Annotated in this window: 14 protein-coding genes; 1 reads left to right on the top strand and 13 read right to left on the bottom strand. The window is 36.9% G+C overall.

Annotated elements, in window-relative coordinates; genetic code table 11:
• Positions 1-10: 10 nt before the first annotated feature.
• From BR73_RS0115025 to BR73_RS0114985, 10 genes are all read right to left on the bottom strand, one after another.
• Complete coding sequence (locus BR73_RS0115025) at positions 11-907, bottom strand: YicC/YloC family endoribonuclease (protein ID WP_347463443.1); 897 nt, start codon at positions 905-907, stop codon at positions 11-13.
• Between the two features lie 933 nt (positions 908-1840).
• Positions 1841-4873 carry a glycoside hydrolase family 2 TIM barrel-domain containing protein gene (locus BR73_RS0115020; RefSeq protein ID WP_347463468.1) on the bottom strand — a complete coding sequence of 1011 codons (3033 nt, stop codon included), beginning with the start codon at positions 4871-4873 and terminating at the stop codon, positions 1841-1843.
• Positions 4874-5148: 275 nt separating this feature from the next.
• Complete coding sequence (locus BR73_RS0115015; protein WP_033166198.1) at positions 5149-5403, bottom strand: TIGR04076 family protein; 255 nt, start codon at positions 5401-5403, stop codon at positions 5149-5151.
• A gap of 151 nt (positions 5404-5554) precedes the next feature.
• Positions 5555-6346: a DUF5301 domain-containing protein gene (locus BR73_RS0115010; protein WP_033166197.1), complete on the bottom strand. Its 792-nt coding sequence runs from the start codon at positions 6344-6346 to the stop codon at positions 5555-5557.
• Positions 6347-6409: 63 nt separating this feature from the next.
• Entirely contained in the window at positions 6410-6877 is a 468-nt protein-coding gene (locus tag BR73_RS0115005; RefSeq protein WP_033166196.1) for a cupin domain-containing protein, read from the bottom strand.
• Between the two features lie 107 nt (positions 6878-6984).
• On the bottom strand, positions 6985-7503 hold the full coding sequence (locus tag BR73_RS0115000; RefSeq protein WP_033166195.1) for a hypothetical protein: 519 nt from the start codon (positions 7501-7503) through the stop codon (positions 6985-6987).
• Between the two features lie 166 nt (positions 7504-7669).
• A complete protein-coding gene (uvsE, locus tag BR73_RS0114995) occupies positions 7670-8932 on the bottom strand; it encodes a UV DNA damage repair endonuclease UvsE (RefSeq protein WP_033166194.1) in 1263 nt (420 codons plus the stop codon).
• A gap of 307 nt (positions 8933-9239) precedes the next feature.
• Entirely contained in the window at positions 9240-9401 is a 162-nt protein-coding gene (locus BR73_RS28820; protein ID WP_156034729.1) for a hypothetical protein, read from the bottom strand.
• A gap of 99 nt (positions 9402-9500) precedes the next feature.
• Positions 9501-11393: a TetM/TetW/TetO/TetS family tetracycline resistance ribosomal protection protein gene (locus tag BR73_RS0114990; protein ID WP_051685219.1), complete on the bottom strand. Its 1893-nt coding sequence runs from the start codon at positions 11391-11393 to the stop codon at positions 9501-9503.
• A gap of 442 nt (positions 11394-11835) precedes the next feature.
• The gene (locus BR73_RS0114985; RefSeq protein ID WP_033166193.1) at positions 11836-12372 is read right to left on the bottom strand and encodes a hypothetical protein; all 537 of its coding nucleotides are present in this window, start codon (positions 12370-12372) and stop codon (positions 11836-11838) included.
• Positions 12373-12556: 184 nt separating this feature from the next.
• Between BR73_RS0114985 and BR73_RS0114980 the strand changes: the two genes are divergently transcribed.
• Positions 12557-12967: a hypothetical protein gene (locus BR73_RS0114980; RefSeq protein ID WP_033166192.1), complete on the top strand. Its 411-nt coding sequence runs from the start codon at positions 12557-12559 to the stop codon at positions 12965-12967.
• Positions 12968-13069: 102 nt separating this feature from the next.
• On the opposite strand, the gene BR73_RS0114975 is transcribed toward BR73_RS0114980, so the two are convergent.
• The 3 genes from BR73_RS0114975 to BR73_RS0114965 form a co-directional block, all read right to left on the bottom strand.
• Positions 13070-13387: an RNHCP domain-containing protein gene (locus tag BR73_RS0114975; RefSeq protein ID WP_197032670.1), complete on the bottom strand. Its 318-nt coding sequence runs from the start codon at positions 13385-13387 to the stop codon at positions 13070-13072.
• Between the two features lie 507 nt (positions 13388-13894).
• Complete coding sequence (locus tag BR73_RS0114970) at positions 13895-16069, bottom strand: DNA topoisomerase III (protein WP_033166191.1); 2175 nt, start codon at positions 16067-16069, stop codon at positions 13895-13897.
• A gap of 377 nt (positions 16070-16446) precedes the next feature.
• On the bottom strand, positions 16447-17454 hold the full coding sequence (locus BR73_RS0114965) for a Gfo/Idh/MocA family oxidoreductase (protein ID WP_033166190.1): 1008 nt from the start codon (positions 17452-17454) through the stop codon (positions 16447-16449).
• Positions 17455-17669: the final 215 nt, after the last annotated feature.

Raw genomic sequence — 17669 nt, 5'->3', positions numbered from 1 at the left:
CCCACTATAATTACTCTATATTTTGAATCTGTTCTCTGATTTTCTCTATTTCTGTCTTTAAATCAATGGCCATATTGGTAATATCAATATTATTGGCCTTTGATAAGATAGTATTCGCTTCTCTGTTCATTTCCTGTGCTATGAAATCCAGTCTTCTGCCGACTTCTTCTCCCTGCTTTAAACAGGAAAGCATATTTTCAATATGACTTTTCAGTCTCACAGTTTCTTCATCCACACAGATTTTATCTGCAAAAATAGTAACTTCAGTAGCAAGAATGCTCTCATCTATCTTGGTATCACCTAAAAGCTCTTCTACCTTATTTCTCAGCTTATCACGATATTCATTAAGAATCTGCGGTGACATGCCTTCTATGGTGTGAACAACCTGTAACATGGCATTCAGCTTATCACACAGGTCACGGCTTAGGTTCTCACCTTCCTGACTGCGGGATTCCACTAATTGAATACTTGCTCCGGTTACTGCCTCTTCAATAAGGTGCCACAATTCCTGTTCATCGGATTCCTCTTCCTCTAAGGTTAAGACTTCCGGATAATTCGATAACAAGGAAACCGAAATATCATCTTTCACCTCAAAGGTCTCTGCCATTTTCTTAAGACTGTCATAATACTCTTTGGCAATAGCTTCATTGTATTTCACACAGACATTGTTACTTTTCAGCTCTTCAAAACTAATAAACACGTCAGCCTTACCGCGGCTAATGTATTTCTTTAAAATACTTCGAATCCCAGCCTCATAAAAGCTCAGTTTTTTCGGTATCTTGACATTAATATCCAGGTACCTGTGGTTAACTGCTTTCATCTCTACAACTACTTTGCGTTCTGCATCTGCCTTTTCACAACGCCCGAAGCCAGTCATACTCTTTAACATGTTTTCACGTTCTTTCATTATTCATTTTTCATTATTGCCTTTTTAAGGCATTACAACTAATTATAATGGAAACGGGGGTACAAGTCAAGGTTTGAATTTGGAATATTAGGGGGTGTTGTGGCAACGGACGATGATTAGGCGGGCTGTTTATTCATTTTGCTGTTCGAGAACCCTTATTCCACTAAAGCGCCAAAAACTGTTCTTGGCAGGCTATACAGTGCCAAACTCGCTGTAACTTTATGGCAGGGTATAGCTGCCAAGCTCAAACAGTGGCACTGTATATCCTATTCACAGTTTCTGGCGCTTAAGTGTCATAAGGAACCTCTCAATGCAAAACGCCTAAACAGCCCGCCTAATCATCTGTGTATCTGCTAAATTACTATAAACTGGGCCAATAAACAGGACTGATATTAACTCATTATCGGTATCGGTCATTATCAAGTATTCTTTTGATATTCCAGATAGATTTTTTCTTATACTATATTATCTTTATTCCTTCTTTGACTAATAATTTAAGCCCTTTGTAAACTGAAATTAAACTAAATAAACATTATTGGATGTATCTGTGTTATGATTTAATCGCCAACCTTATTAGTATAACTTGTTATATCAATTTGCGGATTAATATTTCTTAATAATAGAATGATTTATGCCTCGAATCGAGAGCCATGTTTTAATATAATATAAGTACGCAGGCAAAATACACACCTCAGAAAGAACGAATGCGCCTATGGAAAGGTATTAGAAGTCCTTTTCACTGAAGCTTTTGTGCTATATTAAAACAGATTGTTTGAGCGCAAGCGAGTTATCTGTTTTATAATATGTCCAGCACAAAAACTTCAGTGAATTAGGACTTCTTATACCTTGTAATCGAAGCATTCGTCTTTCTGAGGTGTGTATTTTGCCGTCCCCTTGTAATAAACTTACTTTCGACTCCCAAATCCTATAATGCTATACGATCCCCTTCATTCTGAATTTAAACTCCAGTTTTTTGGTTACATCCAGCAAATACTCATCATGGGTTTTGGAGCCCCAGCTGTCATCACCTGCTATACCCATCTGCATTTTTGACATCCGAAGGACTGTATAATGTACCTGGGGAAGTTCATAGGCATGTCTTGCATTTTCCAGTTCATGCGGTGTATAAGGGAGTGCCGAAAATTCAATATTGTCTCCGCTGATTATTAGTCCTTTTCCGGTATGGTCTGTGATGTTAGCATATCTTACACCGGTTTTGTTTCCGCATTCCTGAGGTACCAGGTATTTGGCCATGTTATCCTGAACTTTATTTTGATAGATTCCAAGACGTGCTCCTTTTTTGCGGTCTGCATAATTTTCTTCAGGACCCATTCCATACCACTCAAGGTTATCATAATCGGCTGATAATTTCATGATTACACCAAACTCCGGCATATCCTTTAGTTCTACAACCGGATCATACGATAAGGTTACCTCTATTGTTCCGTCAGAAAATACCTCATAACCAAGGTTACAGGAGGTTATGGGCATAGTGTGCAGGTAATAGGTATAGGTTACGACTGCAGAATCCTTCTTTTCTTCAAGCTTAGGGTTATCAGTATTTACGCTGCCCTCTGGATTCTGAAGTGATTGATAGAGGCTTGCCAGCTTCCACTGTCTGTAGCGGAAGGGCATCTTACTGCCGTTATCGTTATCTGTAGGAGCTCTCCAGAAATTTGGTCTTGGAATATCCTTCAGCATTTCTCTTCCGGCAAATTTATAAGAGGATAGTCCCATATCCCTGGAAAATAATACCTCAAAGTTCTCTCCTTTTACACCGATGTTAGATATACCCTTTATTACCTTTATTGTCCCTATGATAGGTTGTTCTTGTTCTTTAATTTTATAAACATTCTGTCCAAAGGCTACTTCATGCCCGGTCTGTGCCCACCTGGTATCCTGTTTTAAGCAAAAGCTTACAGTTACAGTATATTCCCCCGGGGTCTCATATTCTTTTATCGGAAGCTCATATACAGCTTCTGTTAAAGGCTCTATGTTTGTTAGCATGACTGTTTCTTCTGTTAGTTTTCCGTTTTTTAAGAGAGATACTGTACAGTTATATTCTGAGGTATTTGTAAATAAGCTCTTATTCTTTATGGTTGCTTTATTTTTTTCTACGTGAATACTGATATTCTGATAGTTGAATTTAACTTCCTGCATTTTAGGAGAAGGTGTTCTGTCTCCATAGACGATTCCGTTTCCACTAAAATTATAGTCACTTGGCCTGTCGTCAAAATCACCGCCAAAGGCCTGAAACTCTTTACCATAGCGGTCTTTCTTTAAGATACTCTGATCGATATAATCCCAGATAAATCCTCCCTGATATAAGGGGTCTGTATCTGTCAGATCTGTGTATTTATGCATGGCTCCACAGGAGTTTCCCATAGCATGTGTATATTCACAGCAGATAAAAGGCTTGTCTCTGTGTTCTGCCAGGAACTTTTTGATAGCTTCTACGGAAGGGTACATCTGACTTTCCATATCACTGGTCTCAGGATATCTGCGATCGTTAACGATTCCTTCATAGTGTACCAGTCTGGTTCTATCAAGGGCTCGGAATTTCTCAGACATCTTATAGATATTCACTCCTCCGAAGGATTCATTGCCACAGGACCAAATGAGGATAGCCGGATGATTCTTGTCTCTTTGATAGACGGAATTTACCCGGTCAAGCAATACTTCAAGCCATTCGGGATGGTCTCCAGGTATGATAGTATCAAGTGAACCTCTGTTACTTAAATACAACTGCCAGGTGCCATGGGTCTCCAGATTGGTCTCATCTATCAGGTATAAACCGTATTCATCACAGAGTTCGTAGAGTCTTGAGCTGTTAGGATAATGGCTGGTTCGAATGGCATTGATATTATTCTGCTTCATCGTAATAATGTCCAGGAGCATTTCCTCTTCTGATACAACCCTGCCGGAACGGCAGCTGAATTCATGGCGGTTCACCCCTTTAAAAACAATTCGTTTTCCGTTTAAATGCATGATGGAATTCTTCATTTCAAACTGTCTGAAACCTACTTTTTGAACGATAACTTCCTGTATATTGCCATTGCTGTCTTTTATATTTAAATGCAGCTCGTATAGATTCGGATTTTCTGCACTCCAAAGCTTCGGTTCTCTTACTGGTATGGTAATGAGCATATCTTCTTTTATGGTTTCTCTGCTGTTTACCAGCTGAGTGCCGTCCCTTGACAGGCTGATTTCTGCAGTACCTTCTGTTTGACCGGTAATCTTAAGGCTGATTACCAGCTCGGCATTGGTATAATTATCTTTGAGCAGTGTCTCAACTTTCAAATCCGACACATGGATTTCAGGAATGCTATACAGGTATACGTCTCGGAATATACCAGAGAAACGGAAGAAATCCTGATCCTCCAGCCAGCTGCTGCTGGTCCATTTAAATACCTGTACCGCCAGTTTATTTTCCCCTGTTTTCAGATTTTCTGTAAGTTCAAATTCTGAAGGGGTAAAGGTATCCTCGCTGTAGCCTATATATTTACCATTAAGCCAGACTGCGAAACCGCTTTCAACACCTTGAAAAGAAATAAAAGTACGATTTTGCTTCATATTAGACGGTACATTAAAATATTTTACATAACTTGCTGTTGGATTGAACTCCACCGGAATTTCGCCTGGTTTTATTTCCTCGTGTCCATCCCAGGGATATTGAATATTTACATATTGAGGGCTGTCGTAGCCTTCCATCTGAATATGTGCAGGAACCTTGATATCCTCCCAGGTCTTACAATTATATTCTTCCTTTTCAAAGCCTTTGATAAATAATTCAAGATTTTGGGCATAATGAAACTTCCAGAGTCCGTTTAAATTATATTTATAACTGGACACTCCTTCTAAAACTTCCTCCTCAGATGCATAATACTTATGGTCGGAGTGTGCCCTAATACGGTTCTCCGCAAAGAATTCCGGATTTTTTAATTTACTGTAATCGAATTCCATAATTTCCTCTCATTCTGCTTCCTTTATCGGTATACACAATAACGGTAATAATCAAAGGTCAGCTTCTATAATTCATTACTATTATATCCCGTTAAAAGTTTTATTTCCATGTATTAAATACAGTTTGACTTGTCAAATTATATACAGATTCATTTTTACTTCTTCTATTACCATTTGTCAGTACAATGATTTACTTTACTAATATATCTCACTGCTCCCTGAGTAAGTTTCTATAAAATATATAACCGATTATCATTAATTGAAATATCAAGAGATTTTCAGTTCTCTTTTAACACTTCACCATGAATATGCACTCTTCCCCCATCAGGGCAGATACTGTCAAAGCACTTAGTTCTTTCATTACCATAATCCAGCTCTCCACCATTAAGCAGTGTATATACATTAGGATAAATTAAATGCCATAACTCATGGCATAAGGGAGGACATATATCTGTTACAAGGAATACATCTCCCTGCTTATGATAACCGCTTCTGCAGGAGGATTTTGTTATTGTTAATTTCACTTTATCCATCTTAACCTCACGTAAATATCTGAACTTCAATCTTTTGTTCCTAAACTCGTAGTTACCAGACAAGCTTTTACTCTTCAACCTGATTTTTTTATTATCTGTTGTTTTACTTTTATGGAGTTTTCAAAGAATATTAGGATCCCTAATATCATACTTATTTTTCAAATGCCTCTGTGAGCTTATCATAAAGCTTACGGTCCAATATACTATAATAACCGTTACTTCCGTTCTGAAGAACACTTATATCATCTTCTATTAAGTAAGCATAATAGCTATTTTTTATATCTATATCTGTAAACACTTTATGTATTGCATAACATTCATCAATTTTAGTTATATCTTCCCCTTGCCAAGCTGCCGATTTTAACAGTCCGTTTAGTATAACTGCTTCGACTAACTCAATTTCTTCCTTTGATAATTCGTCATTGGTTTCATTATTTTTGCCGTATTTCATTCTATTGATTTCATACCTTGTTTCTACAGCTTGGGTAAGAGGGTCTGCTAATGAAATATAAGTTGCGGACAGCTTCTTATAATCTGCCTTTGCTATTCTATATACGGCCAGGTAGGGTTCTTCCAGATAATAAGAATTCTTATATTTGTATAGATAAATAATCTGGTTTTCAGAAGGCATTTTTATATTTATTTTAAAATAGCTCTTTGTTAACGGGGTATCCTGTACAGATGATTGTAAAGATTTTCTTGCCCCCGCCAGCAGTTTAAGAATATTACTAATAACCTGTTTATCATTAACTTCAACATTACCTTTATCTGTACCCTCCTTAACAAATGACAGGTACAGTACCTTTACATCTCCACTATCTGGGAGTATTATTCTCTGATAAAAACCTGTAGAAGTAATAATAACAAATAATATTCCAAATAAACACAATAATATAGCGGCTGTTTTAATAACTTTAGCCTTAGGAAATCTAAACCGTCTCACTTAGAAACCTCCTCCTGAACCCATAGGGTTAAAGTGCTGCTTCAAAAAAGATGAAGCCTGTAATTATTCACCGTCATAATAATCTGCTTCCTCTGCAATACGGTAGACTTTATCGATACCTTTCCCCCATATTCCTATCTTTCCCGAATCAGGATATATTGCCACATCCACATCATTATAGGAATCAAAATCCATATACACCAATACTTCTGTATCTGATGCATTTGTTAATTTGTGAGCTCCCTTTTCATCAGCAGGAAAAAACAAAAAATCTCCCGCAGATACAAGCTTCTCTCCTAAAGGAGTTTTCAGTAATCCGATTCCGCTAATAATATAGAAGGATTCTTCATTTTTCGTATGGTAATGATAAGGATATGCAGCTTGACCTGGTGGTATTTCATAGAGGGATACGGCACTTTGCTCCCCATACCCCTTTGGCACCAGTTCTCGTTTCAAGTACTCATACCCAATATGCTCGTTCTTGTGTTTTGGTGTTACTTCCGCTGCTTTAATATGAATAATATCACTCATAGCCTACTCTCCTTAGGTTATAGTTAAAATTCATTAAAATACTCTTCTGTTATAAAAATACTCTTCTGTTATAGCTTAAATAAAATAAATATTCTCTTGTGTTATAGTTAAAAATACAAAGAATATTCTCCTTCCGGAAATTCTGATTGCAGTCCCAGAATACGAGGCCAAAGATTCTCACCTGCTATGATATATCCCATAATCATGCCGATATGCATATCCAGATGCCTGTGTTGTGCAAGAATTAGATGAAACCTTGTATAAGGACATTTTTCCGGGTATTCCAGAAGCTTTACATCATTTAAAGTCTGAAGATAAGCGGTTATTTTCACTTTTACCTTGCCATAATAATCCTTAAGTAACTCTCTTGACAGATACCCCTTGGTCTCAGCATCCAAATCATTTAAACCAGGCTTATGAAACTCTGGTTCTTCATAACTTAAAGGATTTATATACCACATATCCAGTGAATGAAGCGTATGATATACATGCTTCCATAAGGGCATATCACAATATAGCTTATCCCAGTAGGCATCAGGAATACTGTCAATAACATTATTAAGACTCCACAGGGTTCTGTTTGTTTGATCCTTGACAGCGTCTATATAGCTTGCGGAGAATTTCATGTTCGGCTCCTATCTGTGTACTTTAGCACACTTAGAAAATGTGTGAATTAAAATATTCTATCTGTGTGCTTATGCACACTTAGAAAATGTGTTAATATAAATATTATTATCTACTGCCTATAATATACCATATACTACCAATGATGTCGAATCAAACACCACAACTTTACATAACTTCTGAAAAATAATAGGAATTCAAGAGATATTCTTCCTGGTATTTACAGGATAACTGCCACAGATATTTCTTTAGTCCATTCAACGATAATTTTCCTGCTTTATAATTACTGCATCTTTTTCCGAAAGCTATCTTTTCCTTTTCATCAGCACATTCTTTAAAATACCCCCAGACATGCAAAGCAGCATTGAGCCCGTTGCCGGTTATAATCTCCTGTTCCATAGCATGATCTAAGTACTTATAGAACTCAACTGCATTATACTCCTCTTTCACCTTCAACAGCTGCCTTATATGATTATAGTCTTTCGGTGATTTTTCAAGAACAAGGTATTTATAGCGGCTCCATTCCCTTTCTAATAAATTGACAGAAGGTTTTGTAGCAACGATATTGCAGCATTTAATTGCTGATAAATTCTTATCCTTTACCTCAAGCATTATATCAATATCCTCTCTGTTAAGCCGCTGGCAGAAGTCCATAAAAATTTCGCCATCAATAGTATCTGAATGAGAACCCGGCTTCTTATTTGGATGCTGATCTGAGTAATGTATTTTCTGGGGTCCGTCAGCCTGCTTCCAGGTTGCCTGACATAAGTTAATCCACTTAATCTCGTCATAATTCCCGCTGCTTGGATTGATCTTATTGTGAAGATTATCAAAAATAACGGGTGCACCGACCTTTTCCCCGATGTTTAGTACTTCTTCTATTCGAAATATCCTGTCATCATTTTCCAATACTAAACGATCTTTCAGATGTTCACCAAGATTTTTGAAATTATTAATAAATCTCTGTATGGCTTCTTGTCTGTCATTATAAGCACCGCCTATATGAAGCACCAGTTTATTCTTCTTATCCATCCCCAAAGCCTTTAAGATTTTTGTATGGTATTCCAGATCTTCTATTGCCCTTTTTACCACGTCCTCTGATGGTGAATTAAGCACCGTATATTGTCCGGGATGCAAAGAAACCCGCATATTGCTTTGCCTGATCTTATCCCCCAGCAAATCAAACTTTTCTTCGTATAGTTTCCACCATTCTAATTTATTTGCCGGACTAGAGCCAAATGGAATCAGGTCTGAAGTAATTCGAAATAACCTGATTCCTGAAAATATATTATAATCCAGAATCCTCTCAAGGGATTCCAGGTTATGTGAGATAATGCTTCTTAGATTGGTTTCATCTGCATTTCTAAGGATACAGCTCTTAAAGTCTGTTCCCGGTATACCTATAGTCTGACAAGCATAACCTATTCTCATCGTTTCACCTAATGTACCTTACTAATAATGGTACAGCAACCTTTCCATGAGCTTATTTTCAATTTATACAGGTTTTAATTCCAGGGTTTTATTATTCCAAGCTTAAACTAATCTTTGACAAGCTAGTAAGCCTGGTACAAATTTTAATATATCTGACTATCAGCCGTGTATTAACTTTGTGATTTGGTTTACAAACTCAGGTGTTGCATGCCAAGCTTGTAAACCAATGACATTGGTGATTCAGTATAATGTTTCTGTAATTCTAAACCCCATGTAACAATTTAATTTTTACAGTATTAGGATACCATTAAATATCTGAATTTAAATCCTTAAAGGAAAACAAATTGTTCATAATTATCTCCTTACCAAGAGTCCTGTCATCTTCTACAACTTTGATGGTTAATTTGGACATAATATTGCTGTCCAATAATATCCTTTCCATTTCAAAGCGATGTTCAAATAAATCCACACATCCAAAGTCTTAATCTCTTCATATTTCCTCCATTGTCTTTATGCCCCCGGTTAAAATGACTCAGGCATTTTCTCTGTTCTCCATTCCATAAATATATTAATTTTCAACCAAGCTGTTCATTCCTTTTTTTGCTTCCTTCACCTGCCGGTACTGCCAGAAGGCAGTTTCAAATATTCCTCTTCCTTCTGTTAAAGTAAATAATACTACAGAAAAATCTTTACAGGCTTCTAAGGTTACTTTGCCTTTCATAATCATTTCCGTCTGAGTATACTCTGTCTCTTCCATTAGGGCATCCATACGTACCAATTCTGTTATAATTCTTTTCTCATAGCCCTGGGGTGCTGTCAGTGTATATTTCATAACTGGTTCCATGGTACAGGTCCCGATTTCTTTTAACGCCTGATAAATTATCCTTTCGGCAAGCTTTCTGTAATCCGCAGGCGTGCTGTTAACACTGTCATAATCAGAATACATGAAAGTAACCTTGGTATCTACCACTTCACCGTAAATTCCTTTTCTTATACCCTTTTCAACGCCTTCCGCTACAGCGTTTTGAAAAGATTTACTCAGATCTCCAAAGGACACTCTATTCTCATACTGATATCCGCTGCCTTCTGCCAGGGGTTCCAATGTCAAGCCTACTCCGGCTGCCAATAGATTTCCGGGGCTGTAGATTGGAACGATACAAGTTACTTTATCCATTGGTTTATCTTTTTTAACGGTTGAAACACTATCAAATTCTGTTTCCAGCTGAAATCGTTCTTTTAAAAGAGACTGTAAAATCTCTCTTTGCAGATTTCCAAAGAGCTTTAACTTGATTTCTTCTGTTTCTTCATCAATACTCAGATCCAGATAAGAATCCTCCATAGCTAGTTTTTGCAGAGCCTCTAAAAGTTCTCTTCTATTGGCTGCAGGAATTGGTCTTACACCGACTTTCAGCAATGGTTCTGTCTGGGATAGCATAGGTAATTTAATCCGTTCACCAATCCAGTCACCGCTATTAAGTTCCTTTGCATCCATAATTACTGCCACATCCCCAGCAGTTATTGAATTTTTCGGAACTAACCTTCCCTTCTCCAATCCGAAAAGATTACGGATAATTATATCCTGGCTGTCTCTCTCAACACAGGTCCTTTGTCTTAGAATAAGTTCCCCTGAAAACACACGGATAAAGGTGAGTTTATGATTATGGTCATCAAATAATACTTTGTATACATAGGCAGATAATTGCTGTTTATTATCAACCCTTGGCATAAACCATTTCCCCACTGCCTCCATAAGCTCTGAGATACCTATATTCTGAAGAGCAGTACCATGATAAACAGGATAAAGTTTACCATAGCGATTACGGGATCTTATAACTTTCTCATACTCTTCTTGTGTAACTTCTTCTCCGTCCATATATTTTTCCAGCAGTTTTTCAGACTGTACAATAATCTGTTCTGAAAATTCTGTATCACTGTATTTTCTAGGAAGGATTTCATAGGTCTGTTCAACAGCTCCATAACTGTATCTGACCTCCTGCATCAAAAGAAAATGTTCTGACAACTGCTGTTTTATCTGTTCGTAGACCTCTGTTAAATCAACGCCTATTCGGTCTATTTTATTTATAAATAAAATAGCCGGTATTTTCATTTGCTGTATTTTATGAAAGATGGCACGTGTCTGCGGTTGTACGCCTTCCTTTGCTGAAATAACCAGAATCACTCCATCAAGTACTGACAGAGATCTCTCCACTTCTGCAATAAAGTCCATATGTCCAGGAGTGTCAATCAGATTGATTTTATTCTCTTCTATCATAAAAGACACTGTTGCTGAACGGATTGTCATTCCTCGCTGTTTTTCCAGTTCCATGGAATCTGTAGTTGTTGTTCCATTATCAACATTACCCATGAAATTTTTAATTCCGCTATGATATAGAAAACCTTCTGTTACTGTTGTCTTACCGGCATCTACATGTGCCATTATACCTATATTTAATATTTTCATTATGATCACCTTTTCTTCTTAGCGATTGTTTCAGTTTGCCAAAACAACCCTATCTGTTTAATTCAGGTAATCAGCAGCTTCCCTTCTGAGAACGGGCGGGTCGCCTGACATAGGTAATCTTGATAATTTTAAGCGCAAAAAACCACAGTCATCGACTGTGGTCAAATAATTTACTATCATAAATTAATTATTAATATACATAACCATTAATAATTAGCTAAAGACAAGTACCAAGGTCGGCTGATTGCATCTTTATTATTCTGTTCTCGGAATTATTAAGCTTACGCATATTTAAATCAGCCTCCTTTTTTTAATCTATTTTAATTTATACAATATAAAACCACAAAAGTCAACTATAAATTTCCATTTTAAGTATTCTTATATCCAATAAACACTTCAATTATATTCAGATAAACACTTCAATTATATTCAGATAAACACTTCAATTATACTGAATGATGTCTTTTAGTGCTATCTCTTTTTCTATATGTTCTTCTTTTTTCGTTACCCAGGAGGTCTGAATTTTAGCTGTTTTAAAGTACTCGATAATACCGTTCTTATCTAATCCTTTCGTATACATAACGAAATCATACTGATACAAGACAATATTCTTGTTGTCCTGTTTTGTATTGCTGCCATACCAGTACCTGGTTTCATCCTTGGACCGGAGTATAGCCGGTATGTCAGGAATAGATAGGTTTCTGCTGACAATGTTATCACTTTGTTTGAATTCAAAGGAAAAATTAACCTTCTTGAAGTCTTGAATTTGAGGATTGTTAAGTCCTGTTGTACCTACAGAATCATATTCTTCCTCGGACAAATCTGTTACATGAAAGCTCACATTTATTTCAGGGTCTTCAACAGGACTTTTAAACATAAGCATGGACATTAACATTAGCAGTAAAATACCTGCAATAAAAGTATTCAAATATTTATTCAAATGCTTGTTTAAAAACTTATCTTTATTATCTGCATGCATAAGTATTCCTCCCAATTGCATAAAGAGTTTTTATTTATTTTACATTATCAGTATTATAGTTTCAACCAGACATTTACAGTATTTTCTCTTCAATCAAATAACAATTACATGTCGTATTATGTCACAATATAGAAGTTCAAATCATAGAATATTAATGCATCAAATAAAAAATGGAGGAACATTAATGAGTGATTTTGACAGCTTGAAACCCCCAAAGGATGATAAAAAAGATGATAAAAAGGAAGATAACGTGGTTTTTAAACATGACAAAGACGGACTTTCTATTTACATCACTATTTACAATACGAATAATAATGCAAATGAAGGCAGTGAAGCCGGTCTGAATCAGAGAGCCTCTGAAGGTGGTCAGATTTCCGGTAAAGAAGGTCAGAATGCAAACCAGGGTGGCCAGATTGCAGAAAAATGCGGTCAGAATGCTAACCAGGACGGCGAAGTAAAATCCGAGAATTGTGGTAGTGAATTAGAAGAAAATGACTCGAAAAAGCCTTATCCCGACAAACCTCACCCTGACAAACCTTACCCTGATAAACCCTATCCCGATAAACCTTATCCCGATAAACCTTACAACTGTTAGATATCAGGAAGTAAGATGAATAATTATAAAAGACGTATTTCAACCTACACTCTTTAGTCGGTCTGCAATACGTCCTTTTTTCGTTTAACTACATTTAATTTATTAGTGTTTACTGCTGAGTGCTAAAATTATCCGGTAATCATCTGGCATAACAGTATCTTCGGCAATAATATTGGCTTTTTCAAATCCGCATTTGCTGCATTTATGCAGTATTTGATAGCCTTTCTGGCTGTTATGGATGAGCTTTACAGGCTTCATGATCCCACCGCAATCACTGCTTCTGTCACCTGGCATATTATCAACATGCAAGGAATGCAGACAGTGAGGGCAGTGATTCCTGTAACTGCCGTTTGATAAGGGCAGAACCTTTCTGCCGCAATTCATACATATAAAAGATATATTTTCTGTTCTTCTGCTCACACCGAACCCTCCTAATATTTGATTTCAAATATTAAAAAGGCGGGGTTCTGTTTGTTCTCTATTTATTCTTCGGGCTTGATAAAAGTATTGACCTATTCTCCGTCATTCTCTGGAAACAACGAATACTTCTGCCTCCTGCTTCAAAAGGACCTCTTTCATCCCTTTATCCGAACTATTACCGACTTTATGTTTTTGTATCGGTCAATGTATGGCGGTCTTAACCACCATCCGGCAGTAGGTGTATCTGGAATCTCACCGAACTCGGCGTCATCCCCCGTTAGTATGTGAAATGAAAACAGGTAGTACTCTTGTTCATAATACCTCCTTACTTTGTTTAGCTGAGTAATAACTTAACAGATATATATGTCTATTCCTCTGTATTATGAAATCTCGTCTCAGCTTCTGCTTATAGTAACTGATTATAACATTTCTTTGTCTATCTGTATCGGTAAGAAACTAATATAACTAAATTATACTTAAGTGTTAAAATGCAACACTATAATGCAATTATTTATCTAACTTGATTTTTGCAAAAGCATCTGCAAATGCTGTATTAAGAGGTAACTGTTCCTCTTTCTTGGCCTGATTCATATATTTTACCACATCTTTTTTACTGACACCGGCACCTTCCTTTTTACGACGGTCCTGAAAAGCAGCCAGTTTCTCTTTGTGACCGCAGGCACATACAAAAGTTTGAGCATCTCCCTGTCCAACCAGTTCCATACGTTTATGACATACCGGACATCTGGCATTACTGGTTCTTGCAATTGTCTCTCTATGTCCGCATTCACGGTCCTGGCATACCAGCATCCTGCTATTCTTTCCGTTAACCGCAAGGAGATTCTTACCGCAGACCGGACACTTTTTATTCGTCAGATTGTCATGCCTGAATTTACCTTCTCCGTCTTTGATTTCAGCTACAATTTCTTTTGTATATGCTGTCATCTCATTCATCAAATCCTGTTTCTTTAAGCTTCCTTTTGCAATTTTTGCAAGCTTCATTTCAAGGGAGGCTGTAAGCTCCGGTTTCTTTAGATCCTCCGGTACCAGCTCCAGCAGCTGCTTTCCCTTAGAGGTTATAAGGATGTCTTTCCCCTTTTTCTCCATCAAAAAGGAGTTAAACAGTTTCTCTATGATATCAGCTCTTGTAGCTACTGTTCCAAGTCCGCCGGTTTCACCCAGCGTTTTAACAAGTTCTTTGTCCTTTTGCTCAAGAAAATGAACAGGATTCTCCATAGCGGAAAGTAGTGTTGCTTCGTTAAAAGGTGCTGGGGGTTTTGTTTTTCCTTCTGTCTTAACAAACACAATAGCTTTTAAGGTATCATTTTTATTCACTTTCGGTAAACTTTCATTTTCTTTGTCATCCTCGGATGTGTTATCATAAACCTCTTTGTAACCCAGATTTTTTGTAATTTTACCCTTTGCTGTAAATTCTTCATTCTCTATCTTTACTTTAATTGAGGCTTCTTCATATTCGTAAGGAGGATATAATACCGCCAGAAATCTTCTAACTACCAAATCATAAATCTTTCGTTCATCGGAACTCATATTTTCCAGATTCACATACTGCTCCGTGGGGATAATTGCATGGTGATCGTTTACTTTCTGATTATCAACAAAGGAAGAATTAGCCGATATTGGCTTCCTCGTTAATACAGCAGCTAATTTCTTATAAGGTCCTGTACTGACAGACTCCAGTCTTTCCTTTAAAGTTCCTACTATATCTGTTGTCAGATATCTGGAATCTGTTCGGGGATATGTTAAGACCTTATGATTTTCATATAAACGCTGCATGATATTTAAGGTTTCTTTTGCAGAGAAATCAAAGCGCAGGTTAGCGTCTCTTTGCAGCTCTGTCAAATCATATAATCCTGGGGAATAAGACTTTTTAAGGGTTGTATTTACCTCTGTAACCACTCCTTCTTTTCCCTCCAGCTTCCTTAAAAGTTCCTCTATTCTATTCTTATCACCTGTGGTACTATTTTGAGTCTTTGAATCTCTCCAGGTAAGTGTCATACCGTTTACCTTACCCGTCAGTCCATAATAGGGAACAGGCTTAAACTGTCTGATATCCTCTTCTCTTTTTGCTATCATGGCAAGAGTAGGTGTCTGAACACGGCCGCAGGAAAGGCTGGCATTGTATTTGCAGGTAAGTGCTCTTGTTGCATTCATACCAACGATCCAGTCTGATTCAGCCCTAGCTACAGCTGCATGATAGAGGTTCTCATATTCTCTTCCGTCTTTTAAATGAGCAAATCCTTCTCTGATTGCTTTATCCGTAACGGAGGATATCCATAATCTCTTAACCGGCTTTTTGCTGCCAGCTTTTTCAAGAATCCATCTTGCAACAAGCTCTCCTTCACGTCCTGCATCGGTAGCTATAATAATATCAGTTACATCTTTTCTATGAAGCTGGGTCTTTACCGTGTGATATTGCTTGCCGGTCTGTTTCATTACCACCAGTTCAAATTTCTGGGGCAGCATGGGCAGATGATCCATTCTCCATTCCTTGTATTTAACATCGTATTCCTCGGGATCTGCCAAGGTTACAAGATGTCCCAATCCCCAGGTAACAATATATTTATCACCCTCTAAAGCACCATTCAGATTCTTAGAACATTTTAAAACTCTTGCAATATCTCTTCCTACAGAAGGCTTTTCTGCAATTACTAATGATTTCATGTCTGACTCCTATCTGTCTTATCTAATAGGAACCATTATGTTAATAACAGTCCCTTTTATAACTATTGATTTTATTCCCATATATTTTAACATAAAATAACCAATAAGTCTTCTCTGACTGTTATTAACCTTAATAAAATAAAAAAGGATACATACGATGCTTCTGTACATACCCTTTTTTACGGCACTAAACATGTTTAAGTTATCAAGTCTGTCTTCTACCTTTTATTTTTTTCTTTTTCGTATTTACTATTTATAACTTGCATGAGTGTAAATCTATTGTTGTCTTTCCATCTTCTGGGATAATCTTAAGATAATCGGTAATTGAAACAGATTTTAACGTATCACCAGCCTGTCTTTTTAGCTGCTTATATTGCTTAATATATCGTTAATAGTTCTTCATTAAAATCAGAAGGAAATATAATTCCTGTTTTTTCTCTTGCTTCTGTTAACAACTCGCTGACCATCAAGCTGTGTTCAAGTATTTGATAACTCTCTTGTAATTTATTTTCTGCTATCATCTTTTCAAATGTAAGAAATTCATTTACCATGCGATGTGTATGCTTATTCTCATTTATTGATGTATTTTCCCCATTGTTTAGCAGAACTTCGAAGCCTTCACATACATTGGCGGGAGAGCTTTGATGTATACATCCCTTATCTCCCTGAATATTATAGGCAATGGGAGCTTTACAATCTTTAGCACCGATGCAGGTGCATTTAAAGGTATCATAATCTAAAATCAATATTCCGGAGGTATCGATCCCCCTTTCAATATTAGGATAATAAGCAATATCTTTAGGTCTTCCAAACAGAGCAGTTACATAGTGAAGATTGTAGATATTGATATCCATCAGCGCTCCGCCTGACTGCGCCGGGTCAAATGCCGGCAGTATGACCCCTTCTTTAAAGCTGTCATACCTTTTTGAGTACTGGGAATAATTACATTGAACAATTTTAACATTACCTATAGAAGGTAACATTTCTCGTATTTTCATAAAGTTTGGCAGATATAAGGTCGTGATGGCCTCAAGAAGAAAAAGCTTCTTCTCTCGCGCTATTCTGCCAAGCTCAAGAGCTTCTTTGTAATTTGTGGTTATGGGCTTTTCCAAAATAACATTTTTACCCGCTTCCAAAGCTCTTAAGGTATATATATAGTGCAGACTATTGGTGACTGCAACATATACCGTATCAATTGAGCTATTAAGAAACTCCTCGTAATCAAAATACACATTGTCTATGTTGTTCGCTCCAGCCAGCTCCATAACCTTCTTTTCGCTGGTTTTTCTGCCGCATATGGCGGACACTTCTGTATTGTGCAGAAATGGTGCTATGGACAGGAATTCCTGCACTATCATTCCTGAACCTGCAATTCCTAATTTCATTATTTGACCTTTAATTCTCACATACCAGTCTGTGAGACTGCCACATGAAGTGTAAATATTAATGTGGCTTCCTTTCGATTATTATTTTACTTACTCAGTTAGAGATAAGGGACTCTTTTCAGTGTAAAGCCCATTTAAGTTATAAGACCTGTTACAAGTCTAAAGCTTACTTCTACATGTAACAGACACATAAAAGAATTACTTGTAAATAAACA

The organism is Clostridium sp. KNHs205, from assembly GCF_000702945.1.
Classification (GTDB): Bacteria; Bacillota; Clostridia; order Lachnospirales; family Lachnospiraceae; genus Anaerocolumna.
This window is presented reverse-complemented; position numbering and strand designations above follow the sequence as displayed.